Here is a 23,299-nt window from a genome sequence, read left to right as displayed (position 1 = left end):
CCGCATTTCGCGAAAATCCTTGATGCAGGTTTTCCGCGAAACGCTTTGCGTCTCAGCCTGCCATTCGGGTCACTGGATACGCGCGCGCAGCTTGTCGGTGCACAACTCCATCAGCAGCACGATGGCAAAAATCGCAAGAATGATCATCGATGCGTTGCGATACTGAAAGAGATCGAACGCCACCTTGAGTTCCTGCCCGATCCCGCCAGCCCCCACCAGCCCCAGCACCACGGACGACCGCACCGCCTTTTCCAAAGCGAAGAGCGACGCGTTGATCAGCGACGGCATGATATCCGGCAGGATCGCCCCCACAAGGATCGAGCCGCGCCCCGCCCCGATAGCCGACAACGCCTCTTGCGGCTCTTTTTCGGCGTCCTCCATCGCTTCGGCAAAGAACCGGCCACAAAAGCCGATCGTGTCGACCACGATCGTCATGGTGCCCGCCACCGCCCCCAGCCCGATCGAGGCCACGAAAATCAGCGCCCAGACCAGATCGGGCACCGTGCGCAGGAACGACACGAACGCCTTGACCAGCAGATTGCCGCGCCCAAGCGGCGACACGCCCCGCGCCGCACACCACGCGATTGGCAGGCTCAGCACGATACCAATGGCAGCACCGACCAGCGCGATCTGGAAGGTCTCGAGGATGCGCAACCCGATCCGCGCCATAAACGCAGGTTCGGTATTGGGCGGCAGCATGCGCCCCACAAGATTGACCATCCCCGGCACACCATCCGCCAATTGCTGCGGCGACGGCGCCACCTTGCCCATCGAGGCAAGGATCACCGCGCCCAAACCCACCAGCAGCGCGAAATTGAGCGGCGAAAACCCCGTGAAGCGGCCAGGCGCCTCCAACCTGCGATCAGCCATCGAACGTATCCTTGAGATCGGCGCGCGTGACCTGTGCCGCGGGCCGGTCGAACAGCACCTTGCCGCCTTTCAGCGCCACAACCCGATCCGCGTAATCCACCGCATGCGCCATGTCATGCGATGTATAAAGCAGCGTGATGCCGTGATCCCGGCACAGCTGGGTGAACAATTCCATCACATTGCGCCCCGACACCGGGTCAAGACTGGCCGCAGGCTCATCCGCGATCAACAGGCGGGGACGACGCACAAGCGCACGGGCAATCGCCACGCGCTGCTGTTGTCCGCCCGACAAAGCGTCGGCGCGCTCAAGCGCCTTGTCGGCCAGATCGACCTCGGCCAAGGCCTGCATCGCGCGATCACGCCATTCGGGCGGCGCCAGAGAATGCGAAAACGCCCGCCAGCTTCCCGCGTCCCCGAAAAGGCCATGAATGACATTGGACAGCACCGTGCGGCGCCGCACCAGACAGTGTTTCTGAAAGACGAAGCCGGTTTGCCGCCGCATGGCCAGCCGCTGTTTGCGGCTGCCGCGCGCATCCACCGGCTCGCCAAAACACTGCAGCGTCCCGCCCGAGATCGGATGCAACCCGATCAGGCTTTTCAGCAGGGTGGACTTGCCGCTGCCGTTTGAGCCGATCAACGCAACCCGCTCGCCCGCCGCGATCTCCAGATCGACCCCGTCAAGGATCGTGCGGCGCCGGTCATAGGATTTGCACAGGCCATGCGCCGCGATCAGCGGGCCGTTCTGGGCCAGCGCCTGCGCCTTTGCGGCGGCGCCACTCGGGCGGTCGGTCACGAGATCAAGCATCATGCCCCCTGGGATTTGAACGCAAAAGGGCCAAGGGCCGGGAGCATCCGCCCCCGGCCTCATCGCCAAGACGGGCTCAGTTGCCCACGAAGTCGCTCGTATCGACACCGATGGTCGCATACATCGAGCGCACGTAGTCATACTCGCTGTCATCGACCTGCGTCAGGAAGAACCCACCCTTGAACTTCTGGTTGTCCTCGCCAGTCAGCACCGCCTGCATCAGCTCGACCGAGTGATCGACAAAGGCGGCCTTGACGGCGGCGACGGCCTCCTGATCCATGTCCGAACGCGCCACAAGGATATCGTTGGGCAGATCCCGACCGCGCGCCACCACGGTGAAGGCCGTATCGGGGAACGCCTCGCGGATGCGGCTAAGATGGCCTTCATTCATGCCCACCGCCTGCACATCTCCGCGGATCAGCGCCTCGACCGCCAGATTGCGCGAGATGATCTGCGGCTGGTAGTCGGTGTTATAGGCCAGACCGAAATCCGCCAGAACCTGCGCCGGTCCCAGATGCTGCGAGGTCGAGCCGACCGACCCAAAGGTCACGGTCTTGCCCTTGAGATCCTGCACCGACTTGATCGGACCATCCGACAAGGTGACGATCTGCGCGAAATAGTTCGGGCGCTGCCATGCGGTCACGATCACCGCATCGGTCAGCTCCTTGATGACGACGTATTCGGCCGGGCCGGTCAGCACCAGATCGACCTTGTCCTGCTTGAGTGCCTCGACAGCGGCGGTGCGCGACGAGACCGGGAACAGATCGACCTCATAGCCGGTCAGCTCTTCGAGTTTGGCCTCGAACGCGCCAAACTCCTGTTGCAGGGCTTCAAGCCCTTCGATGTCGGTGACCGCGAATTTCAGCGGTTCGGCGATGGCGGGGGGGATGGCAGCGACGGAAACCGCGGCGGCGGCGAGCAGGGAACGGATCATTGAGCCTCTCCAAGATGTCCAAGGTTGTGTATACAGGAACGTCACACAAGCGATGCATAAGGGATTCGATTGACACTTTCGTGACACGGAGACCAAAGACCCAATGACCAACGCCTGGACACTCACCGGCGGCGAAACCTTGCTGCCCGATGGCTTCACCGACACCGATCTGCATCTGGCCGGGGGACGGATCACCGCCGACCGCTCCGATGACGCGCAGAGCTTCGATGCAAGCCGCGCGTGGATCCTGCCCGGCATCGTCGATCTGCATGGCGACGGGTTCGAATCCATCGTGCAGCCCCGCCCCGGCGTGCATTTCCCCCATGCCCTCGCCTATGCCGAGGCCGATGCCCAGATGATCGCCAACGGGATCACCACCGGCTATCACGCGCTGACGGTGTCTTGGGAACCGGGCCTGCGCGATATCGCGATATCGCGCGCGCTGGTCGCCTCGCTCAACGATATCGCCCCACGCCTTGCCTGTGACACGCGGCTCAATATCCGGTGGGAAACCTTCGCGATCGATCACGTGGACGAGGTGATCGGCTGGCTGGCCGCGCGCCCCGGCGACATCCTGTCGCTCAACGATCATACGACCGCCAACCGCGCGCTCGACGACGACAGCGCCAAGCTCAAGCGGATGGCGGCGCGCATGCACCTCTCGCCCGCCGACGCCAAGCGCGAGATCAACCGCATCTGGGACCGCCGCACCGAAGTGCCCGCCGCCACCGATCGGATCTGCGAAAGGGCTACGGCACTTGGCCGCCCCGTGATGTCGCATGACGACATGACCGTCGAAGACCGGCTGACGGGACGCGCGCGCAACGTCACCATCGCCGAATTCCCGATGTCCGCCGACGCCGCGGGCGCCGCGCGCGATGCGGGCGAACAGGTCGTCCTCGGCGCGCCCAACGCGCTGCGCGGCGAAAGCCACAATGGCGCGCTATGCGCGACGCAGGCCATCGCTGCGGGGCTCTGCACCGTTCTGGCATCGGACTATTACTATCCCGCCCCGTTCCATGCGGTCTTCCGCCTGCACGATGCCGGTGTGCTGCCTCTGGCCCAAGGCTGGGCGCTGATATCCGCCAACCCGGCAGCGGCGGTCGGGCTGCAGGATCGCGGCACGCTTGCGCCGGGTCAACGCGCCGACCTGCTTGTGGTGGACAAACAGACGCGTCACATTCGGGCAGTCTTCGTGAACGGCAGAAAGGTTCTGGATCGTGGCTGAAGCATCCGTCGCCCCAAGAGGCAGCTCTTCTCTTCTGGCGCTGGCGCAGCAGCCCTATGAGGCCCGCGCGCTGCGCCCGATCTGGCTGCAGATCTACGACAGGCTGTCCGAGGCCATCGACAGCGGCCTTGTCGCACAGGGCGCCAAACTGCCCGGCGAGGTGCAACTGGCCGAAATGTTCCGCGTCAACCGCGTCACCATGCGCCGCGCACTGGCCCTGCATCAAAGCGAAGGCAAGCTGCAGGCCCGCAAGGGCGTCGGCATCTTCGTGCGCCAGACGCCCCGCGCCTTCGTGATCCAGAACGACATGCGGTTTTCCGACTCTCTGATCGGCTGCGGGCAGGACGTGACATCGCGCACATTAAGGCTCGAACGTGCAGCACCCAGCCCCGAGGCCACGCGCCTCTTTGGGCTGTCACCGCGCGACAGGGTGATCGTGCTGCACCGGATGCGGCTGCTGGATGGCGCGCCGATCTATTTCACCCGCAAGGAGTTGCCAGCCCACCGCTTCCCCGATTTCGAACGGCTTTATGAGCGGCTGCAATCCGTCAGCGCGGTCTACAAGGCGTCGGGCATCCCGTGGTTCCGCCGCGCCGAAACCCGTGTGCGCGGCGGGCTGGCCACACCGGACGAGGCCGAGATCCTCGGCATCAACGCCAAGACCCCGGTGCAGCATGTCACCGCGATCAACCGCACGGCGGATGGCGCGGCGATCGAATACAATCGCGGGTGTTGGGCCATGGCCAGCGTGGAATTCGTGTTCGTCTCGCCCGAAGGCTGACGCGCATCCGATCAGCCGAAGCCGCGCCGCGTGCGATTGGCGAACGCCACCAGCGACAGCATGACCGGCACCTCCACCAGCACCCCCACCACCGTGGCCAGCGCAGCACCGGAGTTCAGCCCGAAAAGGCTGATCGCCACCGCCACCGCCAGTTCGAAGAAATTCGACGTGCCGATCAGCGCGCAGGGCGCCGCGATCCGGTGCGGGACCTTCATGATCCATGCCGCCGCATAGGCCACCGCGAAAATGCCGTAGGATTGCAACAGGATCGGCACCGCGATCAGCACGATCACCAGCGGCCGCTCCAGAATGACATCGCCCTGAAGCCCGAAGAGGATCGCCACCGTCGCAATCAGCCCAACCATCGAGAACGGCTTGACCCGCGCCTTGAACGCCTCGATCCGCGCCTCGCTTTGCAGCCGCGCTCGGGTCAGCAGCCCCGCCGCCAGCGGCAGCGCCACGAACAGAACCACCGACAGCACCAGCGTCTCCCAAGGCACGATGATATCCGTCATCCCCAGCAGAAACGCAACGATCGGCGCGAAGGCAAAGACCATGACCACATCGTTCAGCGTGACCTGCACCAGCGTGTAATTCTCGTCCCCCCGGGTCAGTTGCGACCACACGAACACCATCGCCGTACAGGGCGCCGCCCCCAGCAGGATCAGCCCGGCGATATATTGCTGCGCATCCTCGGGCGCGATCAGATCGGCGAAAACGCCCTCGAAGAACAGCACCGCAAGGGCTGCCATGGTGAACGGCTTGATCAACCAGTTGACCGCCAGCGTGATCCCCAGCCCCTTGGGCTGGCGGAACACATGGCGCAATTGCTGCGGATCGACCCCCACCATCATCGGATAGACCATCGCCCAGATCAGCACCGCCACCACAAGGTTGACGCGCGCGAACTCGGCGGCGGCAATCATCCCCACCAGCCCCGGCGCCAGCGTGCCGATCACGATCCCGGCGATCATCGCCGCCCCGATCCAAAGGCTCAGATACCGTTCGAAACTGCTCATGCCCGTGTTTCCGCCTGATGATTCTGCGGCTCCAGTCGGCCCGCCGCCAGCGCGCTCAGCCCGACCATGACCGCCGCCGTGGCAAGGCACAAGGCCAGACCACCGACCTGATAGGTCAGCCCCGACAGCACCGTTCCGATCAACCGGCCCGCCGCATTGGCCATGTAATAAAACCCCACATCCATCGTCACCCGCTCATCGCGGGTGAACGCCAGGATCAGATAGGAATGCAACGCCGAGTTCACCGCGAACAGCCCACCGAACACCAGCAATCCCGCGACCACCACCGCCGTCAGGCCCGGTGACGGCCCCTCCGACAGGCCAACCGCCAGTGCCAGCACCGCCGGCACGATGCACAGCACCGCCGCCCATCCGCGCGCCGCGCGGATCAGCTCAGCCTCGGGGCGGGTGGCGGCACTCAAAAGCCTCGGGGCTGCCGCCTGCACCGCGCCATAAAGAATGATCCACCCCGCCATGAACGTGCCGATCATGAAGAACGCCGCCCGGTTGCCCTCCGTGCTGCCATCCGACAGCACCGCGTAGAAATAGATCGGGATGCCGACCACGAACCACACGTCGCGCGCCCCGAACAGCACCACCCGCGCCGCACTCAGCCAGTTGACGTTCCGCTCGCTGGAAAACACCTCCGAGAATTTCGCCCCCTTGCGTCCGCGCGGCAGCCCCGACGGCATCGCAAGGACCACCGCACACAGGATTACCGCCAGCACCAGCGCCATCGCCAGCACCGCCCAGACGAACCCCACAACCGCCAGCAGCGCCGCCCCCAGCAGGAATCCCAGCCCCTTCACCGCGTTTTTCGATCCCGTCAGGATCGCGACCCACCGGAACAGCCCGCCATTTCCCTTGGGCGCCAGCAGCTTGACCGCCGATTTCGACGACATCTTGGCCAGGTCCTTGGCCACCCCGCTGGCCCCCTGCACCGCCATCACATAGGCGACCGACGCGCCAAGCGCCCAAGCCGGGTCAAGCTGCGTCAGCGCCAGCAGCGCCACCACCTGAAGCCCGAGCCCCGCATACAGCGTCGCCGTCAGCCCGAACCGCGCCGCGATCCAGCCCGCCGACAGGTTGGTGACCATGCCCGCGATCTCGTAGAGCACGAACAGATAGGCCAGTTGCACCGGGCTGAAGCCAAGCGTATGAAAATGCAGCAGCACCAGCATCCGCAGTGCGCCATCGGTCAGCATGAAGGCCCAATAGGCCGCCGTCACCGCGATATAGGCCGACAGTCCTTCGGGGCGTTGGCTCACAGCGCGGTCCCGACCATGCAGGCCACATCGACAAGACGATGCGCATAGCCCATCTCGTTGTCATACCAGACATAGACCTTCACTTGCGTCCCGTTAATGACCATGGTCGAGGGCGCATCGACGATCCCTGAGCGTGTGTCATTGGTGTAATCCGCCGACACGAGCGGCCGCTCCTCATAGCCCAGAATACCCTTGAGCTCCGTCTCCGACGCCGCCTTGAACAGCGCATTGACCTCCTCCACGCTCGTCTCGCGCTCCAGCTCGAACACGCAATCGGTGATCGACGCATTGAGCAGCGGCACCCGCACCGCATGGCCATTCAGCCGCCCGGTCAGCTCTGGATAGATCAGCGTGATCGCCGTGGCGCTGCCTGTTGTGGTCGGAATGAGCGAATTCAGCGCAGACCTTGCCCGCCGCAGATCCTTGGCGGGACGGTCCACGATTGTCTGGGTATTGGTCACGTCATGGATCGTGGTGATCGAGCCGTGGCGGATGCCGATGTTCTCGTGCAGCACCTTCACCACCGGCGCAAGGCAATTGGTGGTGCAGCTGGCCGCGGTCACGATCCGGTGGCGCGCAGGCTCGTAAATCGCCTCGTTCACGCCATAGACCACATTAGCCGCATCCCCGTCCTTGACCGGGGCAGACACCACGACCTTCTTCACACCCGCCTCGAAATAGGGCGCAAGCTTCGCCTCGGTCTTGAAGACGCCGGTGCAGTCGATCACCACATCGACACCCTCGAGCGGCAGATCCTCGATCCGCGACGCCCCGACAAAGGGCAGCCGCGTGCCGTCGACCGTGACGCTGCTCTCATCATGCCCGAAGGCGGCATCCCACCGGCCATGCACCGTGTCGAATTCCAGCAGATGCGCGTGCATTTCAGCATCGCCCACCGCATCGTTGATCCAGGCTATCTGCGCGCCGCGCTCCAGCAGCGGACGCAGCGCCAGCTTGCCCACGCGGCCAAGCCCGTTCAATGCATAGACTGTCATGCCGACACCTCGTCCTTATCATCCGCGCCCGCATCGCGTGCGATATCATCCACGGCCTTTTGCAACGAAATCCGGTCCAGCGTCTCCAGCGGCAGCGCCGTGAAGGCCAGGATCCGGTTGCGCAACGCGCCGTAAGCCTGCTGAAACGCAAGGCTTTTCTGGGCATCCGTGCCTTCGGCCTTGACCGGGTCCGGCATCCCCCAATGGGCGCTGATCGGCTGGCCGTCCCATGCCGGGCACTCCTCGTTGGCGGCCTGATTACAGACGGTGAACACGAAATCCATCACCGGCGCATCCGGCCCGGTGAACTCCGACACGTTCTTGGCGCGCAGCCCGGAAATGTCATGGCCCTTGGCCTCCAGCACCTCGAGCGCGAAGGGGTTCAACTCCGATTGCGGACGCGTGCCCGCCGAATAGACGTCGAACCGGTCCCCGGCTTCGGCGCGCAGCAGCGTTTCGGCAAAGATGGACCGGGCGGAATTGCCGGTACAGATGAACAGCACGTTGTAGTTGCGGTCGGACATGGCGGGCATACCTTTTTCAGAAGCTCCGGAAAGGGAAACGCAGGCATCAGGACGCCCACGACAGCAATCGTTGAACAGGAAATCCATGATCTCGCCCGCCGCTTGGGTCCTTGCCGTATAGAGCAACGACGTGCCCTCGCGCCGCTGGCTGACCAATCCCGCCGCCGACAGCGCCGACAGATAGACCGACAGCGTCGAGGGCTTGATCTCGAGCGCGCGCGCCACCTCACCGGCAGGCACCGCATCGGGATAGCGCCGCATCAGCAGACGAAATACCGACATGCGCCCCGGATGGGACAACACGTCAAGACGGGAGAGAATCACTTTTTCCATATTTCACGAATAATGGAATTAGTGACGCTTTACACATGAAACTTTCATGACAAAGTTCGCCCGACCCGACCTGAAACAAATACTCAGCCTTAGGCGCTTTTCGCCCCCGCTCAGACCACCGTCCTGTCGCCATCGACCAGAAAACACCGCGCATCAGTCAAATTCCGCCGATGATGTTAACATTTCAGCAACAGGTCCGGATCACACTTCACCCGGAGAGTTGCGGCAACGCCTGATTCTGCCGCAAACTCATACCTATTGCCGTGACAACCCTGGGATGATTTCGATGTCGAGTGCTGTGATTTTGATCGGATTGATTGCTGTCAGCGGGCTGATCTTCGCCCTTCTCGCCTCCATGGGACGCGATCAAGGCTAAGGCCTCCGCAGCGCATCTGCACCGTTGCAGGCACCAGTCTGCGCATCCTCGATCACCTGCGATCCTTCGCCCCATGCTGTGACCGGTTCTGGGGCCACCGAACCCTTGTGCCACCGCATCAGTGCGACCTTGCCCGCTCTGCCCGGCGTTCGTCCCCAATCCTGAGCCTTCCCTTCACCCCGCTTGCACATCTCCCGCTCGCAATGTTCTAAGCCAAGTCATGCACCCTATCCGGAGGACACGCGTTGAGTTTCTCGATCGGCATCGGACCGAACATCCGCAAATCCGCTTATTTCGATGCCACGGTCCGCGATGGCGTCCGCTCCTTCTCGGTCTACAATCACATGTATATTCCGGCCCATTTCGGCGATCCCGACGCCGAATACGACCGACTGCTGAGCGGCGTTGCCATGTGGGATGTCGCAGCCCAACGGCAGGTGCAACTTGACGGCCCCGACGCAGGGCGACTGGCGCAGTATCTCACGCCCCGCAACCTCGGTGGCACCCGCCCCGGTCAGGGTCGCTATGTCCCGCTGTGCGATCACGACGGCTGGCTCATCAACGATCCGGTGCTGCTCAAATTCGACGAGACGCGCTACTGGCTCTCGGTGGCCGACAGCGACATTCACCTCTGGGCTTCGGCCATCGCGCGTGAAAAAGGCTGGGATGTCCACATAACCGAGCCCGATGTCTCTCCTCTCGCCATTCAGGGGCCGCTTGCGATGGATGTGGCCGCCGCCCTTTTCGGCGATGAGGTCCGCAGCATGCGTCCCTTCGCCTTTGTCGAGACATCGCTGGACGGCATCCCCCTCGTTCTGGCGCGCTCGGGCTGGTCCAAACAGGGCGGGGTCGAGCTTTACCTCAAGGACGCCACCCGCGGCAGCGAACTTTGGGACAAGGTCAAAGGGGCCGGCGCCCCCTTCGGCATCGGCCCCGGCGCGCCCAACGATATCGAACGGATTGAAAGCGGGCTCATGTCCTATGGGGCCGACATGCGCTGGCAGGATCATCGCGCCACCCCGTTCGAGATGGGCTTCGGCCCGCTGATCGATCTGGAAAGTGATCTTGATTACATCGGTCGCGCCGCCCTTCTGCGCCTCGCTGGCGCCCCTCCGGCCCGGCGCCGCGTCGGTCTTGTGGTTGAAGGCGCGCCGCCCCTGCCCGGCCATCCCGTTCCCCTGATGCTGGATTGTGAAACCGTCGGCACTGTCAGCGAACTGGTGCAGTCCCGCCGCATGGGCAAGACCATCGGCCTTGGCCTCATCCGGGCCGATCTGGCCGACAGCGCGCAGCATTTCGACCTGCGGATCGAAGACAGCATCTGGCGCGCGGAGCTGCATCCGATACCCTTCATCAGGTGACTTCGTGGCGCCTTGCCCTATGTTTTTAAGCTGACAGACGGGACAACGGGCGCGACCATGCAAAAGATTGCCATCTGGAAACAGCTCACGATGTCTGCGGCGCTGATCGCTGCGGTAGCCTTGACGTGGCACTACCGGACCGAGGTTGCGGCCCTCTGGACAGGCGCGCAAGCCGCCCAACCGCAAGACAGCGCCCCCTCCACCGCAAACGACGGTCCCCCGGTCATCGTCTCCGATGTGGAGGCCGTCTCGGATGATCTGACCTTTTCCGTGATCGGCACCAGCTTCGCGCTGCGCTCGATCACCCTGCGCGCCCCCTCGGGCGGTGAGATCACGTCGCTGGCCATCGCGCCCGGCGCGAAATTCGCCGCCGGTGACACGCTCATGCAGCTTGACGACAGCGATGAACGCCTTGCCGTCGCCCTGGCCGAGGCGCAGCTGGACCGGGCCACCTCCGAGCGTAACCGCTACCAGACGCTTCAGGATACCGGCACTGCCGCCACCGCCCGCTTCGAAGAGGCGCAGACCGAATTCAAGGTGGCCCGCATCGAGCTTGACAAGGCCCACGCCGATCTGGCCGACCGAACGCTGCGCGCGCCCTTCGATGGCGTGACCGGTCTGGCCCTTGTCGAAGCCGGCGACCGGATCGCCACCGATGACGCCATCGGCAGCTTCGATGACCGCAGCCGCATCCTCGTGGAATTCGATCTGCCCGAGGCGCTTCTGGGCCGCATCTCCCAGGGGCTTGCCGTGACCGCCACCACCCCGGCCGTCGAAGGGCGCAGCTTCGAGGGCAAGATCACCGCCATCGACAGCCGCGTCGATCCGATCACCCGCACCGCCCGCATCCGCGCCGAAATCGACAATACCGCCGATAGGCTGCGCCCCGGCGCATCCTTCGCGCTGCGGCTCGATCTGCCGGGCAAGACCTATCCCGCGGTGCCGGAACTGGCGCTGCAATTCTCGTCCGGCGCGCTCCATGTCTGGCGAGTGGCCGAGGGCAAGGTCGAACAGGTCGAGGTGCGCCTCGTGCGCAGGCGGGCCGGAATGGTGGTGGTGGATGGCCCGCTGAGCACCGGCGACCCGATCGTGGTGGAAGGCACACAGCGGTTGCGCCCCGGCATCCCGGTCACCGTCCTGAACACGACGGACGTGGGCAACTCATGATGACGCGCGGTCGCGGCCTGCCCGATCTCAGCGTGCGCCGCCCCTATCTGGCGGCGGTGATGAGCCTGCTCATCATGATCGCGGGCATCGGCGCGCTGTGGGGCATCGAAGTGCGCGAACTGCCCGATGTAGATCGGCCCGTGGTGTCGGTGCGGGCCAATTTCCCCGGCGCCTCGCCCACCACCGTCGATGCCGAACTGGCCTCCGTGGTCGAAGGCGCCGTCGCCCGCGTCGCCGGCGTGCAGGCGGTGCGCACCTCCTCCGAGGAGGGCAATTTCCGGATGCGCGTCGAATTCAGCCCCGACCGCGATCTGGCCAATGCCTCCAACGATGTGCGCGAGGCCGTGAGCCGCGTTGAAAACCGCCTGCCCGACGGGGTCGAGGATCTGTTTGTGGTCAAATCCGAACAGGACGCCGATCCCATCGTCAATATCGCCGTTTGGAGCGAAGCGCGCTCGATCGACGCTCTGACCCGGCTGGTCGAGGACGCTCTGGTGCCTGAATTCACCGCCATCGACGGTGTGGCCGATGTGGTGCTGTTCGGCGACCGGCAGCGCGTCCTGCGCGTCGCGGTCCGGCCCGACCGTCTGGCCGCGTTCGGCCTGTCGATCGGCGAGGTGGCAAACGTGCTGCGCGCCGCGCAATTCGACGTGCCGGTCGGCAGCTTTTCGTCGAGTCCTCTCGAAGTGCTGGTGCGCGCCGACGCCACCGTCGCCGACCCCGCCCGCATCGAGGACCTGATGCTGCGCGACCGGATCCGTCTGGGCGATGTGGCCGATGTCTATTTCGGCCTCGCCACCCCCAGCAGTGTCGCGCGCCTTGACGGGCGGCTGGTCATCAATCTCGGCATCGTCCGGCAGGCGCAATCCAACACCGTGCGCATCTCCGATCAGGTTCAGGGCGCAATCTCGCAGCTCCGGCAGCGCTTTCCCGATCTGGGGTTCCAGGTCACCAGTGACGACGCGGTCTTCATCCGTGGCGCCATCGCCGAAGTGCTCAAGACACTGGGCGCCGCCCTCCTGATCGTGATCGGCGTCATGTGGCTCTTCTTCGGGCGCCTGTCAGCCACCCTGATCCCCGCCGTCGCGATCCCGGTCGCCCTTGTCGGCTCGGTCGCGGGGATCTGGCTCATGGGCTTTTCCATCAACCTCATCACCCTTCTGGCTCTGGTGCTCGCCACCGGGCTGGTGGTCGATGACGCCATCGTGGTCACCGAGAACATCCAGCGCCGCCGCCAGGACGGCATGGCCCCCCGCGCCGCCGCCGTGCTCGGCGCCTCTCAGGTGTTCTTCGCCGTCATCGCCACCACCCTCACGCTGATCGCGGTCTTCGTGCCGATCTCCTTCCTGCCCGGCGACGCCGGCCGCCTGTTCACCGAATTCGGCTTCGTGCTGGCGGTGACCGTGGCGATCTCGTCCTTCGTCGCGCTGACCATCTGCCCGATGCTGGCGTCGGTCTCGGGCGGCCTCGGGCAGAGCGGCGGGCTGATGTCGGGCCTCGGCGCGCGCCTTGCGGCGCTCTATGCCGCGCTGATCCGCCCGATGATCCGTGCGCCCCTCGTCACCCTTGTCGGCGCGGGCCTTTTGGCCGGTGGCGCGTTTTTCGCCTATGGCCAGCTTGGCGAGGAACTCGTCCCCCCCGAGGATCGTGGCGCGGTCACCGTCCGCATGCAAGGCCCCGACGGCACCGGTCTCGACTATACCGACCGGCAGGTGGTCCGCGTCGAAGCGCTGCTGCGCCCCTATGTGGATCAAGGCGTGGCCGAGGGGCTTTATTCGATCACCGGGCGCTATGACCTCAACCGCGGCAGCGTCGGCATCCGCCTCGTCCCCTGGGAGCAGCGTGACACCTCCCAGGCCGAGATCGAGGATGCGATCCGCGGCGATCTGGCAACCCTGCCCGGCGCGCGGGCCCGCATCGCGGGTGGCAACAGCCTTGGCGTCAGGGGAGGCTCTGGCGGAGGGCTGTCCATCGCGCTCACCGGCCCCGCCTATCCCGACATCGCCTCTGCCGCCGATGCCTTCGCCCTCGATCTGGCCGAAATCCCCGGCCTTTCGGGCATCCGCGTGCAATATCAGGCGACACAGCCGCAACTCAGCATATCGGTGGACCGCCAGCGTGCCTCGGACCTGCAGGTGCCGATGTCGACCCTCTCGGACACCCTGCGCGCGCTCATCGACGAAGACGAGATCGCCGAGCTCACCATCGACGATCAGGCCATTCCGATCCTCTTGCAATCCAGCGCCGGCGCGGTGCGCGATCCGATGGACCTTTTGAACCTCTCCATCCGCTCCGACGCCGGCGATCTTGTCCCGCTCAGCCAGATCGTCACCTTCAGCGAACAGGGCGTCGCCGCCGAGCTTGACCGCCACGCCCAGCGCCGCGCCATCGAAATCGACGCCTCGGTGTCACCCGACGTGACCCTGCGCGAGGTGATCGACGATGTCCGCGCCTTGGCTCAGGACCGCCTGCCCGACGGGATCGGCCTGATCTTTCTGGGCGAAGCCGCAACGCTCGATGAAACCTCATCGGCGCTGGCCGCCACCTATGTGATCGCACTTCTGGTGGTCTTTCTGGTGCTGCTCGCGCAATTCGAAAGCCTGACAAGCGCGCTGGTGGTGATGCTGACCGTGCCTTTCGGGGTCTGCGCCGCGATCTATGCGATGCTTCTGACCGGCACGACCGTCAATATCTACAGTCAGATCGGAATTCTGATGCTGATCGGGGTCATGGCCAAGAACGGCATCCTGCTGGTGGAATTCGCGAATCAGCTCCGCGATGCGGGGCGCCCGGTGATCGACGCCGCCTTCGAGGCCGCTCAGGCCCGTTTACGCCCCATCGCCATGACGCTGATCTGCACCGTGATGTCCGGCCTGCCGTTGATCCTCGGCTCCGGTCCCGGCGCCGAGGCGCGCGCCTCGATCGGCTGGGTGATCGTCGGCGGGCTCGGGCTGGCGGCGGTGTTCACCCTGTTCCTGACGCCTGCCGCCTATGCTCTGGTCAGCGGCGCCACCACATCGCGCGCCTCTTCGGGGCAAGCACTTGATAGCGAGCTTGAAGCCGCAGCCCGCGCCGACATCCGCTGACCGCTCCCTTCCGGCGGCCCGGCGCATCCGTCCGCCCGTTCATCTTGCGCATCAGCTTGCACAGCGCCGCGTTTCTCCGCATGACTTGCGCAACATGAAACCTTCGGCGACATCAAACAGACTGACAGGCGGCCTTCTGGTCGCCATCACCGGGCTCGAAATCCTCTCGGTCTGGGCCTCCAGCACCATGGCCGAAACCGTTCTGCCATGGCTGGTCATCCTGACGACGCTGGTGCTGGCGCTGCAGGTCCGCGCGGGCCGCTATCTCTTCGCGGTGGTGGCTCTGGCGCTCAGTGCGGCGTTGATCGCCACCAATCCCGACTGGCGCGACATCATGCACCGTGGCCTGATGACCGCCGCCTTCATCACCGCGTTCTTCACGGCCCTCGCCACCCTGCGCAGCGTGGCCGAAACATCGCCCGCGATTCGTGCCAGTGGCCGCTTTCTGGCCCAGCAACCGCCCGGCCGGCGCTATCTCGCGCTCACGGTCGGCGGGCAGATGTTCGCGCTCTTGCTGAACTACGGCGCCATTGCCCTGCTCGGCAGCCTCGCCACCACCAGCGCAAACGAGGAAAAAGACCCCGAAATCCGCCGCCACCGCACCCGCCGGATGCTGCTGGCGATCCAGCGCGCCTTCACATCGGCCCTGCCATGGTCGCCGCTGTCTTTCGCGGTCGCCATTTCCACGGCCCTCATCCCCGGAACAAGCTGGGCGCTGGCGGTCCTACCCGGCCTTGTCACATCGTTCGTATTGGCGGCAACCGGCTGGGTGCTCGATGCGGCCTTCAAGCCGAAACTCTCCGCCCCTGCCCCGGTTCGCCAGATGCCCGAGGGCACATGGGCCTTGATGCTGCCTCTGGCGCTTTTGCTGGCGATCCTCGTCACCAGCATCGCGGTGCTCTATGCCGCCACCGGCATCAGGATCGTCGGGCTTGTCTTGGTGATCGTTCCGGTCATCGCCGGCTTCTGGCTCGCGCTGCAGGCCCGGGGCAAGCCCGATGCGCCGGGCGTCGGGCGACGGGTGGCCGATTATGCCTTTGTCGAGCTTCCCGCCTATCGGGGCGAAATCATCCTGCTGATGATGGCCGGCTATATCGGCACCGTCGGCGCGCCCCTGCTCGGACCTGTGCTGATGGGCATCGGCCTCGACCTTGCCAGCATGCCTGCGCCGCTTCTGCTGATCTCCTTCGTGTGGATTATCCCACTGGCCGGACAGCTTGGCATGAACCCGATCCTGACCGTGACGCTTCTGGCGCCCCTGATCCCGGAAGCCGCCGATCTGGGCGTCACCCCTAACGCGATCATCGTGGCGATCACCTCGGGTTGGGCGCTGACCGGGGTGACCTCGCCCTTCACCGCCACGACACTCCTGATCGGCTCGTTCGGACGCGTCAGCGCGCGCCATGTCGGGCTGCGCTGGAACGGCGCCTATGCTCTGGTGACAGCGGTGATCCTGTCAGGCTGGGTGGCGCTTTATGCCAGCCTCTGAGCCTGTGGGCCGCCTGGGCCCCGTACCAAAGAGGGGGGTGTTTCGGACCACCCGCTGCGCGCGAGGCGCTGACCGGCGCGATCCGGCGGCCCCGTACCGACGCGATACCGACATCATACCGACGTGATACCGATCCCGGTTTTTTGTGGTTAACCCATCTCCCGCGCGCCTGTCCGGGGTCAGCCCAGCTTCTTGCCCGGCGGGTCGAACGGCAGAAACTCCACCGCGCTCTGTTTCACCGGCGCCGCGAAAAGTTTGGTGACAGTGGTGATCCTGTCAGGCTGCGTGCCGCCGCGGCAGCCCGTACCAAAGAGGGGGGTGTTTCGTACCATCCGCTGCGCGCGAGGCGCTGACCGGCGCGATCCGGCGGCCTCGTACCGACGCAATACCGACGTCATACCGACGTGATACCGATCCCGGTTTTTTGTGGTTAACCCATCTCTTGCGCGCCTGTCCGGGGTCAGCCCAGCTTCTTGCCCGGCGGGTCGAACGGCAGGAACTCCACCGCGCTCTGTTTCACCGGCGCCGGAAAAAGTTTCATGAGATCAAGTATTTCCGACGGCATCCCCACCGTCACCTCGAGCCCCAGTTCCCGCGCTTCGGCCGGTGTCAGCGCATAATCATGCGTCCATGTCCCCGACGCCAGGGTCTTCGCCAGCTCCTCCGCCTTCCCCCTTTCCATCCTCGGCGTCATAATCTCCACCGCCCCCCTCACCACCTGCGCGATGGCCTTGTCGCTGACATCCGCCAAAACCAGTGCCACATCCGAGACGTGCTCGATTGGTTTGGCGTCCCGCGCCGCGATGATCGAAGCTGCGGAAATCCCCATTATTTGCGGGTCGATTGGCCCCAGCATCGAGAACTCTCCCATCACGATTTCATCAGCGGCAAGTGCGATCAGAGTACCGCCCGACATCGCATAAATCGGAACAAAAACAGTGACTTTTGCGGGATGCGTCTCGACCGCGCGGGCGATCTGCATGGCCGCGAGCACCAGCCCGCCGGGTGTGTGCAGGACCAGGTCGATCGGCGTATTGGCAGGTGTGGCCTTGATCGCCGAGATGATGGATTGCGCATCTTCAAGGTCGATCATCCGGCTGACATTGACCCCGAAGAAACTGCGCCGCTCCTGACGGTGAATCATGGTGATCACACGGCTGCGACGTTTGCGCTCGATCGCACGGATCGCCTGCTCACGACGGAAGGCGAAAATGCGCCCCATAAGAACAGGCTGCAGGATCATCACTATGAAAAACAAGAAGAAAATCGTCGAAAGGCTAAATTCCATAAGGCCTCCGGGCCGTTTATCCATCAATAAAATCAGATTGAGTCTTGCAGCAATGCGCCACCTTGTGAATTGAAAAATTCCGCTGTTCGGGCAATGATCCTGCAGGTAAAGAACGAGCGGGACCATGCAGGCGGGCCGATAACCGCACCGGATCCCGAGCAAAGAGGCGAACACGATGCGACAGGCGATTATCCTTGGTTTGACGTTACTTCTTGCAGGATGCGGCGGCGGTGACAGGTTCCGTGGCGGCTCGGGCCCATCCGGCGGTGTCCCGATGGCATCCGGTCCGATCAATCAGGCCTGTCTCGCATCAGATCGAAAGGCCCGCTCGCGCGCGCTTTGCGGCTGCATCCAGGCCGCTGCCGACCAGACTCTGACCGGCTCGCAACAGCGCCGCGCGGTGGCTTTTTACGGCAATCCGCAGCTTGCACAGGATACCCGGCAATCCGATAGCGCCAGTGACGAACGCTTCTGGGCGGCGTATCGCGCCTATGGCGAACGGGCCGAACGGTTGTGCAGCTGAGCGCTCAGGCCTTCAGCCGATAGCCACGCGCGAACATCCACAATGCGGTGATCGAAATGGCGAGCGTCGCCCCGATACCGACGCCAAGCCCCAGCCAGGGCGAGCTGTCGGACACACCGATCATCCCATAGCGCACCCCGTCGATCATGTAGAAAATTGGGTTGAAATGGGTGATCTCGTTCAACACGGGCGGCAATGCCTGCACCGAATAGAACGTGCCCGACAAGAAAGCGAGAGGCGTGACCACGAAATTGGTGATCGCCGCCATCTGGTCGAATTTGTTGGCAAAAATCCCTGCAACCATGCCGAGGCCCGACAGAAACGCCGCGCCAAGCACCACAAAGACCATCATCCAGATGGGGTGCGCGGGGACCAACCCCAGAACCGCGAATTGACCCAAAGCAATGGCCAGTGCCACGAGCACGCCCCGTCCGACACCACCGGCCATGTAGCCCAGAACCAATTCTCCCGCACTGAGCGGGGGCATAAGTGTGTCCACGATATTGCCCTGCACCTTCGAGATCACGATGGAAGACGATGTATTGGCGAATGCGTTCTGAATCACGGTCATCATCAGAATGCCCGGAGCAATGAACGTCGTGAAATCCACCCCCATGACATCGCCACGGCGCGGGCCGATCGCAATCGAGAAGATCACCATGAACAGCCCCGCCGTTACCAGCGGGGCAAGCAAGGTCTGGGTCCAAACCGCCATGAAACGCTGCATCTCACGCACGGCCAGCGTATATAATCCCAGCCAGTTCACGCGTCCGAAACGTCGTGTGCCCATGTTGCTGATCTCGGCCATGCCGTGCCCTCCGGTCGTTGATGATTCGACGCCTTGTAACTTACTGACGAGTGATTAGAATAGGGCGACTACGGAATAAGCAGGGCGGCGCGGGCAACCGGCCGCCTTTTGAGATAGGAAGCCACCATGTCCTGGAGCGACGAACGCGTCGAACTTCTGAAGAAACTCTGGAGCGAAGGCCAGTCGGCCAGCCAGATCGCCAAGGAACTCGGCGGCGTGACGCGCAATGCCGTAATAGGCAAGGTGCATCGGCTTGGACTGTCGAACCGAAACGGCTCGGCAGCGTCGGGCGCCGAGACAGCCCCCAAGGCCAAGCCCACCGCCAAGGCCGAGGCCAAGTCCAAGGCAACAACCAAGCCCGCCGCCAAGGCCGAACCCAAGCCCGCACCAGAACCCAAGGAGGTGTCGGTTGCGGCACCGCAAGCCCCGGTATCGCGCGCCAAACAGATCATTCCGGCCGGGCAGCCCCTGCCGCCGCAGCCCTCGACCAACGAGATCGACCCCGCAGCTTTGGCCAAGGTCAGTGAAATCGAGAAGAAAGCGATGAAACTCACGCTCATGGAATTGACCGAGAGAACCTGCAAATGGCCTGTGGGCGACCCCGCGACACCGGATTTCTGGTTCTGCGGCCTGCCCGTTCAATCCGGCAAACCCTATTGCGAAGCGCATGTGGGCGTGGCCTTCCAACCCATGAGCAGCCGTCGCGACCGCAAGCGCTAATCGCGACCTGCACAATCACGAATTAAGGCGCGTCAGGTTCGGTCCGGCGCGCCTTTTTTAAAGCGTTTCCCGAAAAACCTGGCTCACAGCTTTTCGCGAAATACGTTGCTGCGCTCAATCGTTGCACGCGTTCCGCCTTTAGCCGATGCCTCAGGTTTAATGCCGAACGCTGCAGTCAGTCGAACAGCTTGAACAATTCCTTTTTCAACTCGTCCTCGACCTTATTCTTGATGGCGTCTTCCACGGACTGCCCCTGCTCAACGGTGACGCCCAGTTCCTTCTGGACGGCGCGATTCACCTCTTCCTTGGCCTTGGCCTTCAACTCGTCTTTCTGTTCCTTGAAATTCAGATCGATCGCCGCTTCCAGATCGGGGGTGATACGCGGGTTCGCCCAGGGTCCGCGAATGCGCACCGGGATCGCAAGCCCCTTGCGGGTGTCACCCTCCAGCAAGGTCGGGGTGAAGGTGTAATCAAGGTCCCGCGCGCCGAGCCCGATACGTCCTTCGCCACGCGCTTTGGCGAAGGGCAGGCTGAGCAGCAAGTCGTTGTTGAAAAGGTTGCCCGCCTGCATCGTGAAGCTGGCGCCCAGACTGTCGAACACAGTTGTCCCACCACTGACATCGCCCGAGCGCATCAGCTTGTCGAGGTCGATCCCCGAGATGACGCCGCGCCCGGTGCGCAGGCCGCCGCTGCCCTCGAGGCTGTTCATGATTGCATGGAGCGACTGGCCAACACCCAGAAAACTGACTTCACCATCGGCTTTTGCAGAGAACCGCGAAATATCCACCGCATCTCTGAGGAATGTCTCGAGATTGATGCCGGCAGCCGTCATCTTGCCGCCCACCGACAGGCCGGACCGGTTGTTGAGCACGAATTCGCCTGTGATGTTTCCGTCATAGGCCTGCACCTCACGCAAGGCAAAGACCAAGCGTGATTGGGTCAGGGTCGCCAAGGTGCGGGTCTTGCCCAGCTTCAGATCACCAAGATCGATGCTGTCGGCCACCAGTGCCACCTCTCCATCCGCCAGCCCGAGGGCGGAGGCATCGATCGCGGTCTTGGGCCAGCCATCGGTCGGCAAGCTGCCCCCTGAACCGCTTCCGCTTTGCGCGGTGCCGGATGTGGCCGATGCGCCCTGCCCTGCCGCCAGCGCCGAGAAATCGAGGCTTCTGGCCGTCAGCTGCGCGTTCAGGCGAGGCCGCTCACCGCCCAGGAAAATATCTGCTGCTCCCGTCAGCCGGTTGTCATCCAGCGCAAGCGCGGAGTCGCGCAGCGACAGGCGCATGTTCTCGGACAATGTCATGTCCGTCGCGACCGAAATGGCGCGTCCCATGCCCTGCGGTATGTCCACACCGGAGACACCAAACGCCGCCAGAAAAGCCGCCGTATCGCTCAGTTCAGCGCTCAACCGCCCGCCCAATTGCGGCAGAACACCCGCACGCCCGTCAAAATCCACCGTTCCGCCCGACGTGCTGATCGTAGCAAGCAGATCGGTCACCCCCCCGGCGATGAAGGTGCCGACCTGATCCAGCTCGCCCGAGATGGTCACCACCGAGCCTGCCGGCCTGGCCGAGGCTTCGAACGTGGCGGCGCCATCGTAATCGGGCCAGCGCAAATCGAGATTGATGTTCTGCAGGGTCAGCGTTTCGCCCGTGCCATGATCGCTGTAAGTGACTTGCGCATCGGTAATCAGCGCGCGGTCCAGCGTCAGCGCCAGCCGTTCCGACCGGGCAGCGGGTTGACCAGGTGAAGATTGTCCCGAGGGCGCCACCCCTTCGACCCCTATTTCCCAGTTGACGCGGCCATCGGCAGCACGTTCCAGCAAAACCCTGGGATTGACCGCCTCAAGCCCGGTGATCCGGATTTCGCCCCCGAACAGCGCCACCGGCTCCACGCCGATCTTCAGGCTGTCGGCTTCCAGCATAGGACCCGCGTCGGACCAGCCTGCGTTTGCGACTAGCACCTCGCCGGTGCTGACCCCCAGAACAGGGTAGAAACTGATGGTGGTGCGCCCCGAAAAGATGACATCACGACCCGTCGCAGTGCTGATCTGCTCGGCGGCGATCTTGGCGATCCGATCTCCGGGGAGCAAAAGCAGCGAACCCACGGCGACCACGACCAAGACGATCACCAGCCCGACCAAACGCAACACCCACCGCATGTCAGCCCCCTTTACCCGATGCTACCTAAAATGTAAGCGCATGGTCCCGCGCAAACAACCGGTTTTCCCTTCCCGTGCGCGCGCCTGTCGACTATATGCCGCGACATGAGCACCAACCCGCCCGATCTGCGCCCCGACCTTGCCCGCGCCCGCGTGACCGAAATGCCGCGCAGCGGCCAGCCGACGATCGGCATGGTCTCTTTGGGCTGTCCCAAGGCCTTGGTTGACAGCGAGCGCATCCTGACCCGTTTGCGAGCCGAGGGCTATGGGATTTCGCCCGACTATTCCGGCGCGGATGCGGTGATCGTGAACACCTGTGGCTTTCTCGATTCCGCAAAGGCCGAAAGCCTTGAGGCCATCGGCGAAGCCCTTGCCGAAAATGGACGCGTGATCGTGACCGGCTGCCTTGGCGCCGAACCCGATTACATCACCGGCGTCCATCCCCGCGTGCTGGCGGTGACCGGACCCCATCAATATGAACAGGTGCTGGATGCCGTGCACGCGGCGGTACCGCCCTCGCCCGATCCGTTCGTGGACCTGCTACCGGCCAGCGGCGTGAAGCTGACGCCACGCCATTACAGCTATCTCAAGATTTCCGAGGGCTGCAATCACAAGTGCAAGTTCTGCATCATTCCCGACATGCGTGGCAAACTGTCGAGCCGCCCGGCCCATGCCGTGATCCGTGAAGCCCAGAAGCTGGTGGAAAACGGCGTGCGCGAGCTGCTGATCATCAGTCAGGACACAAGCGCCTATGGGGTCGATATCAAGCACGCCGAGGCCAATGGTCACCGCGCCCATATCACCGATCTGGCGCGTGATCTGGGACGCCTCGGCGCTTGGGTGCGGCTGCATTACGTCTATCCCTACCCGCATGTGCGCAACCTCATTCCGCTGATGGCCGAAGGGCTGGTGCTTCCCTACCTCGACATTCCGTTTCAGCACGCCCACCCCGAAACACTCAGGCGCATGGCCCGCCCCGCGGCCGCCGCGCGCACACTGGACGAGATCGCAGCATGGCGCAGCGATTGCCCGGACATCACCTTGCGATCCACATTTATCGTCGGCTACCCGGGCGAAACCGAACAGGAATTCCAGACACTTCTGGACTGGCTGGACGAGGCGCAGCTGGATCGTGTCGGGTGTTTCAAATACGAAAATGTCGCTGGCGCGCGCTCGAACGCGCTGCCCGATCATGTTCCCGAAGAGGTCAAACAGGACCGTTGGGACCGCTTTATGGAAAAGGCTCAGGCGATTTCCGAAGCCAAACTGGCCGCCAAGGTTGGATCGGTGCAGCAGGTCATCGTGGACGATATCGACGAAGACGGTATCGCCACATGCCGCACCAAGGGCGATGCCCCTGAAATCGACGGCTGCCTGTTCATCGACGAGCGCACCGAGGGGCTGAGCGTGGGCGACATCGTCACCGTCGAGGTCGACGAGGCCGGAGACTACGATCTCTGGGGATCTCTGACGCTGCGGGGCTGAACCTGCCGCTACGTCAGCGGAGTGTCACAGCGCAAGACATGCCGGTATTCGCTTGCTAGACTGGGCATGTCGCACAGCAAG

Annotated in this window: 21 protein-coding genes; 10 read left to right on the top strand and 11 right to left on the bottom strand. The window is 64.0% G+C overall.

Features of this window, described 5'->3' with window-relative positions:
• Positions 1-69: 69 nt before the first annotated feature.
• From phnE to RAZWK3B_RS16845, 3 genes are all read right to left on the bottom strand, one after another.
• The gene (gene phnE / locus RAZWK3B_RS16855; protein WP_007817264.1) at positions 70-870 is read right to left on the bottom strand and encodes a phosphonate ABC transporter, permease protein PhnE; all 801 of its coding nucleotides are present in this window, start codon (positions 868-870) and stop codon (positions 70-72) included.
• A complete protein-coding gene (locus RAZWK3B_RS16850) occupies positions 863-1,678 on the bottom strand; it encodes a phosphonate ABC transporter ATP-binding protein (RefSeq protein WP_007817262.1) in 816 nt (271 codons plus the stop codon). Before RAZWK3B_RS16850 ends, phnE begins: the two co-directional genes overlap by 8 nt.
• A gap of 73 nt (positions 1,679-1,751) precedes the next feature.
• The gene (locus tag RAZWK3B_RS16845; protein ID WP_007817260.1) at positions 1,752-2,609 is read right to left on the bottom strand and encodes a PhnD/SsuA/transferrin family substrate-binding protein; all 858 of its coding nucleotides are present in this window, start codon (positions 2,607-2,609) and stop codon (positions 1,752-1,754) included.
• Between the two features lie 103 nt (positions 2,610-2,712).
• Between RAZWK3B_RS16845 and RAZWK3B_RS16840 the strand changes: the two genes are divergently transcribed.
• Together RAZWK3B_RS16840 and RAZWK3B_RS16835 are read left to right on the top strand one after the other, a co-directional pair.
• Complete coding sequence (locus tag RAZWK3B_RS16840) at positions 2,713-3,837, top strand: alpha-D-ribose 1-methylphosphonate 5-triphosphate diphosphatase (RefSeq protein ID WP_007817258.1); 1,125 nt, start codon at positions 2,713-2,715, stop codon at positions 3,835-3,837.
• Positions 3,830-4,618, top strand: a complete 789-nt coding sequence (locus tag RAZWK3B_RS16835) for a GntR family transcriptional regulator (RefSeq protein ID WP_007817256.1) — start codon at positions 3,830-3,832, stop codon at positions 4,616-4,618. Before RAZWK3B_RS16840 ends, RAZWK3B_RS16835 begins: the two co-directional genes overlap by 8 nt.
• An 11-nt stretch (positions 4,619-4,629) precedes the next feature.
• Here the strand turns inward: RAZWK3B_RS16835 and arsB are convergent, their stop codons facing one another.
• From arsB to RAZWK3B_RS16815, 4 genes are read right to left on the bottom strand one after another with little or no spacing between them, the layout of a single operon-like run.
• On the bottom strand, positions 4,630-5,637 hold the full coding sequence (gene arsB / locus RAZWK3B_RS16830; protein WP_007817254.1) for an ACR3 family arsenite efflux transporter: 1,008 nt from the start codon (positions 5,635-5,637) through the stop codon (positions 4,630-4,632).
• A complete protein-coding gene (arsJ, locus tag RAZWK3B_RS16825; RefSeq protein ID WP_007817252.1) occupies positions 5,634-6,905 on the bottom strand; it encodes an organoarsenical effux MFS transporter ArsJ in 1,272 nt (423 codons plus the stop codon). Before arsJ ends, arsB begins: the two co-directional genes overlap by 4 nt.
• Positions 6,902-7,900 carry an ArsJ-associated glyceraldehyde-3-phosphate dehydrogenase gene (locus RAZWK3B_RS16820; RefSeq protein WP_007817250.1) on the bottom strand — a complete coding sequence of 333 codons (999 nt, stop codon included), beginning with the start codon at positions 7,898-7,900 and terminating at the stop codon, positions 6,902-6,904. Before RAZWK3B_RS16820 ends, arsJ begins: the two co-directional genes overlap by 4 nt.
• Positions 7,897-8,757 carry an arsenate reductase/protein-tyrosine-phosphatase family protein gene (locus tag RAZWK3B_RS16815; RefSeq protein ID WP_007817249.1) on the bottom strand — a complete coding sequence of 287 codons (861 nt, stop codon included), beginning with the start codon at positions 8,755-8,757 and terminating at the stop codon, positions 7,897-7,899. Before RAZWK3B_RS16815 ends, RAZWK3B_RS16820 begins: the two co-directional genes overlap by 4 nt.
• A 46-nt stretch (positions 8,758-8,803) precedes the next feature.
• On the opposite strand from RAZWK3B_RS16815, the gene RAZWK3B_RS21260 reads away from it, so the two are divergent.
• The 5 genes from RAZWK3B_RS21260 to RAZWK3B_RS16795 all read left to right on the top strand — a co-directional run bounded on the left by RAZWK3B_RS21260 (position 8,804) and on the right by RAZWK3B_RS16795 (position 16,236).
• On the top strand, positions 8,804-9,133 hold the full coding sequence (locus RAZWK3B_RS21260) for a hypothetical protein (RefSeq protein WP_157132292.1): 330 nt from the start codon (positions 8,804-8,806) through the stop codon (positions 9,131-9,133).
• Positions 9,134-9,378: 245 nt separating this feature from the next.
• Positions 9,379-10,494, top strand: a complete 1,116-nt coding sequence (locus tag RAZWK3B_RS16810; RefSeq protein WP_007817245.1) for a glycine cleavage T C-terminal barrel domain-containing protein — start codon at positions 9,379-9,381, stop codon at positions 10,492-10,494.
• A 57-nt stretch (positions 10,495-10,551) separates the two neighbouring features.
• Positions 10,552-11,661 carry an efflux RND transporter periplasmic adaptor subunit gene (locus tag RAZWK3B_RS16805; protein ID WP_007817244.1) on the top strand — a complete coding sequence of 370 codons (1,110 nt, stop codon included), beginning with the start codon at positions 10,552-10,554 and terminating at the stop codon, positions 11,659-11,661.
• Positions 11,658-14,747, top strand: a complete 3,090-nt coding sequence (locus RAZWK3B_RS16800; RefSeq protein WP_007817242.1) for an efflux RND transporter permease subunit — start codon at positions 11,658-11,660, stop codon at positions 14,745-14,747. Before RAZWK3B_RS16805 ends, RAZWK3B_RS16800 begins: the two co-directional genes overlap by 4 nt.
• A gap of 94 nt (positions 14,748-14,841) precedes the next feature.
• Positions 14,842-16,236, top strand: coding sequence for a hypothetical protein (locus tag RAZWK3B_RS16795; RefSeq protein WP_037296158.1), 1,395 nt, complete (start codon positions 14,842-14,844; stop codon positions 16,234-16,236).
• Positions 16,237-16,415: 179 nt separating this feature from the next.
• Here RAZWK3B_RS16795 and RAZWK3B_RS21255 read toward each other — a convergent pair whose 3' ends face one another.
• Together RAZWK3B_RS21255 and RAZWK3B_RS16790 are read right to left on the bottom strand one after the other, a co-directional pair.
• Complete coding sequence (locus RAZWK3B_RS21255) at positions 16,416-16,568, bottom strand: hypothetical protein (protein ID WP_007817240.1); 153 nt, start codon at positions 16,566-16,568, stop codon at positions 16,416-16,418.
• A 128-nt stretch (positions 16,569-16,696) separates the two neighbouring features.
• Positions 16,697-17,650: an SDH family Clp fold serine proteinase gene (locus RAZWK3B_RS16790; protein ID WP_232279557.1), complete on the bottom strand. Its 954-nt coding sequence runs from the start codon at positions 17,648-17,650 to the stop codon at positions 16,697-16,699.
• A gap of 49 nt (positions 17,651-17,699) precedes the next feature.
• Here RAZWK3B_RS16790 and RAZWK3B_RS16785 point away from each other — a divergent pair, with 49 nt between their 5' ends.
• Complete coding sequence (locus tag RAZWK3B_RS16785) at positions 17,700-18,047, top strand: hypothetical protein (RefSeq protein ID WP_037296142.1); 348 nt, start codon at positions 17,700-17,702, stop codon at positions 18,045-18,047.
• Positions 18,048-18,051: 4 nt separating this feature from the next.
• Here RAZWK3B_RS16785 and RAZWK3B_RS16780 read toward each other — a convergent pair whose 3' ends face one another.
• Positions 18,052-18,855: an ABC transporter permease gene (locus RAZWK3B_RS16780; protein ID WP_007817237.1), complete on the bottom strand. Its 804-nt coding sequence runs from the start codon at positions 18,853-18,855 to the stop codon at positions 18,052-18,054.
• A 126-nt stretch (positions 18,856-18,981) separates the two neighbouring features.
• On the opposite strand from RAZWK3B_RS16780, the gene RAZWK3B_RS16775 reads away from it, so the two are divergent.
• Positions 18,982-19,575 (top strand): GcrA family cell cycle regulator, encoded by a 594-nt coding sequence (locus RAZWK3B_RS16775; protein ID WP_007817236.1) that lies wholly within the window; start codon positions 18,982-18,984, stop codon positions 19,573-19,575.
• Between the two features lie 175 nt (positions 19,576-19,750).
• Here RAZWK3B_RS16775 and RAZWK3B_RS16770 read toward each other — a convergent pair whose 3' ends face one another.
• On the bottom strand, positions 19,751-21,733 hold the full coding sequence (locus tag RAZWK3B_RS16770; protein WP_007817235.1) for an AsmA family protein: 1,983 nt from the start codon (positions 21,731-21,733) through the stop codon (positions 19,751-19,753).
• A 105-nt stretch (positions 21,734-21,838) separates the two neighbouring features.
• Between RAZWK3B_RS16770 and rimO the strand changes: the two genes are divergently transcribed.
• Positions 21,839-23,218 carry a 30S ribosomal protein S12 methylthiotransferase RimO gene (gene rimO, locus RAZWK3B_RS16765; protein WP_007817234.1) on the top strand — a complete coding sequence of 460 codons (1,380 nt, stop codon included), beginning with the start codon at positions 21,839-21,841 and terminating at the stop codon, positions 23,216-23,218.
• The last annotated feature ends 81 nt before the right edge of the window (positions 23,219-23,299 follow it).

This window comes from Roseobacter sp. AzwK-3b (assembly GCF_000170875.1).
GTDB classification, from domain to species: domain Bacteria; phylum Pseudomonadota; class Alphaproteobacteria; order Rhodobacterales; family Rhodobacteraceae; genus Roseovarius; species Roseovarius litoreus.
The sequence above is the reverse complement of the archived record's forward strand: the minus strand, read 5'-3'. Positions and strand labels throughout refer to the sequence as shown.

Coding starts and splice junctions, on each gene's coding strand:
- rimO (WP_007817234.1), top strand. CDS start 21,839: ATGAGCACCAACCCGCCCGATCTGCGCCCCGACCTTGCCCGCGCCCGC.
- phnE (WP_007817264.1), bottom strand. CDS start 870: ATGGCTGATCGCAGGTTGGAGGCGCCTGGCCGCTTCACGGGGTTTTCG.
- RAZWK3B_RS16775 (WP_007817236.1), top strand. CDS start 18,982: ATGTCCTGGAGCGACGAACGCGTCGAACTTCTGAAGAAACTCTGGAGC.
- RAZWK3B_RS16820 (WP_007817250.1), bottom strand. CDS start 7,900: ATGACAGTCTATGCATTGAACGGGCTTGGCCGCGTGGGCAAGCTGGCG.
- RAZWK3B_RS16850 (WP_007817262.1), bottom strand. CDS start 1,678: ATGATGCTTGATCTCGTGACCGACCGCCCGAGTGGCGCCGCCGCAAAG.
- RAZWK3B_RS16805 (WP_007817244.1), top strand. CDS start 10,552: ATGCAAAAGATTGCCATCTGGAAACAGCTCACGATGTCTGCGGCGCTG.
- RAZWK3B_RS21260 (WP_157132292.1), top strand. CDS start 8,804: ATGACAAAGTTCGCCCGACCCGACCTGAAACAAATACTCAGCCTTAGG.
- RAZWK3B_RS16840 (WP_007817258.1), top strand. CDS start 2,713: ATGACCAACGCCTGGACACTCACCGGCGGCGAAACCTTGCTGCCCGAT.
- arsB (WP_007817254.1), bottom strand. CDS start 5,637: ATGAGCAGTTTCGAACGGTATCTGAGCCTTTGGATCGGGGCGGCGATG.
- RAZWK3B_RS16770 (WP_007817235.1), bottom strand. CDS start 21,733: ATGCGGTGGGTGTTGCGTTTGGTCGGGCTGGTGATCGTCTTGGTCGTG.
- RAZWK3B_RS16785 (WP_037296142.1), top strand. CDS start 17,700: ATGCGACAGGCGATTATCCTTGGTTTGACGTTACTTCTTGCAGGATGC.
- RAZWK3B_RS16795 (WP_037296158.1), top strand. CDS start 14,842: ATGAAACCTTCGGCGACATCAAACAGACTGACAGGCGGCCTTCTGGTC.
- RAZWK3B_RS16815 (WP_007817249.1), bottom strand. CDS start 8,757: ATGGAAAAAGTGATTCTCTCCCGTCTTGACGTGTTGTCCCATCCGGGG.
- RAZWK3B_RS16790 (WP_232279557.1), bottom strand. CDS start 17,650: ATGGTCCCGCTCGTTCTTTACCTGCAGGATCATTGCCCGAACAGCGGA.
- RAZWK3B_RS16780 (WP_007817237.1), bottom strand. CDS start 18,855: ATGGCCGAGATCAGCAACATGGGCACACGACGTTTCGGACGCGTGAAC.
- RAZWK3B_RS16845 (WP_007817260.1), bottom strand. CDS start 2,609: ATGATCCGTTCCCTGCTCGCCGCCGCCGCGGTTTCCGTCGCTGCCATC.
- RAZWK3B_RS21255 (WP_007817240.1), bottom strand. CDS start 16,568: ATGGTACGAAACACCCCCCTCTTTGGTACGGGCTGCCGCGGCGGCACG.
- RAZWK3B_RS16800 (WP_007817242.1), top strand. CDS start 11,658: ATGATGACGCGCGGTCGCGGCCTGCCCGATCTCAGCGTGCGCCGCCCC.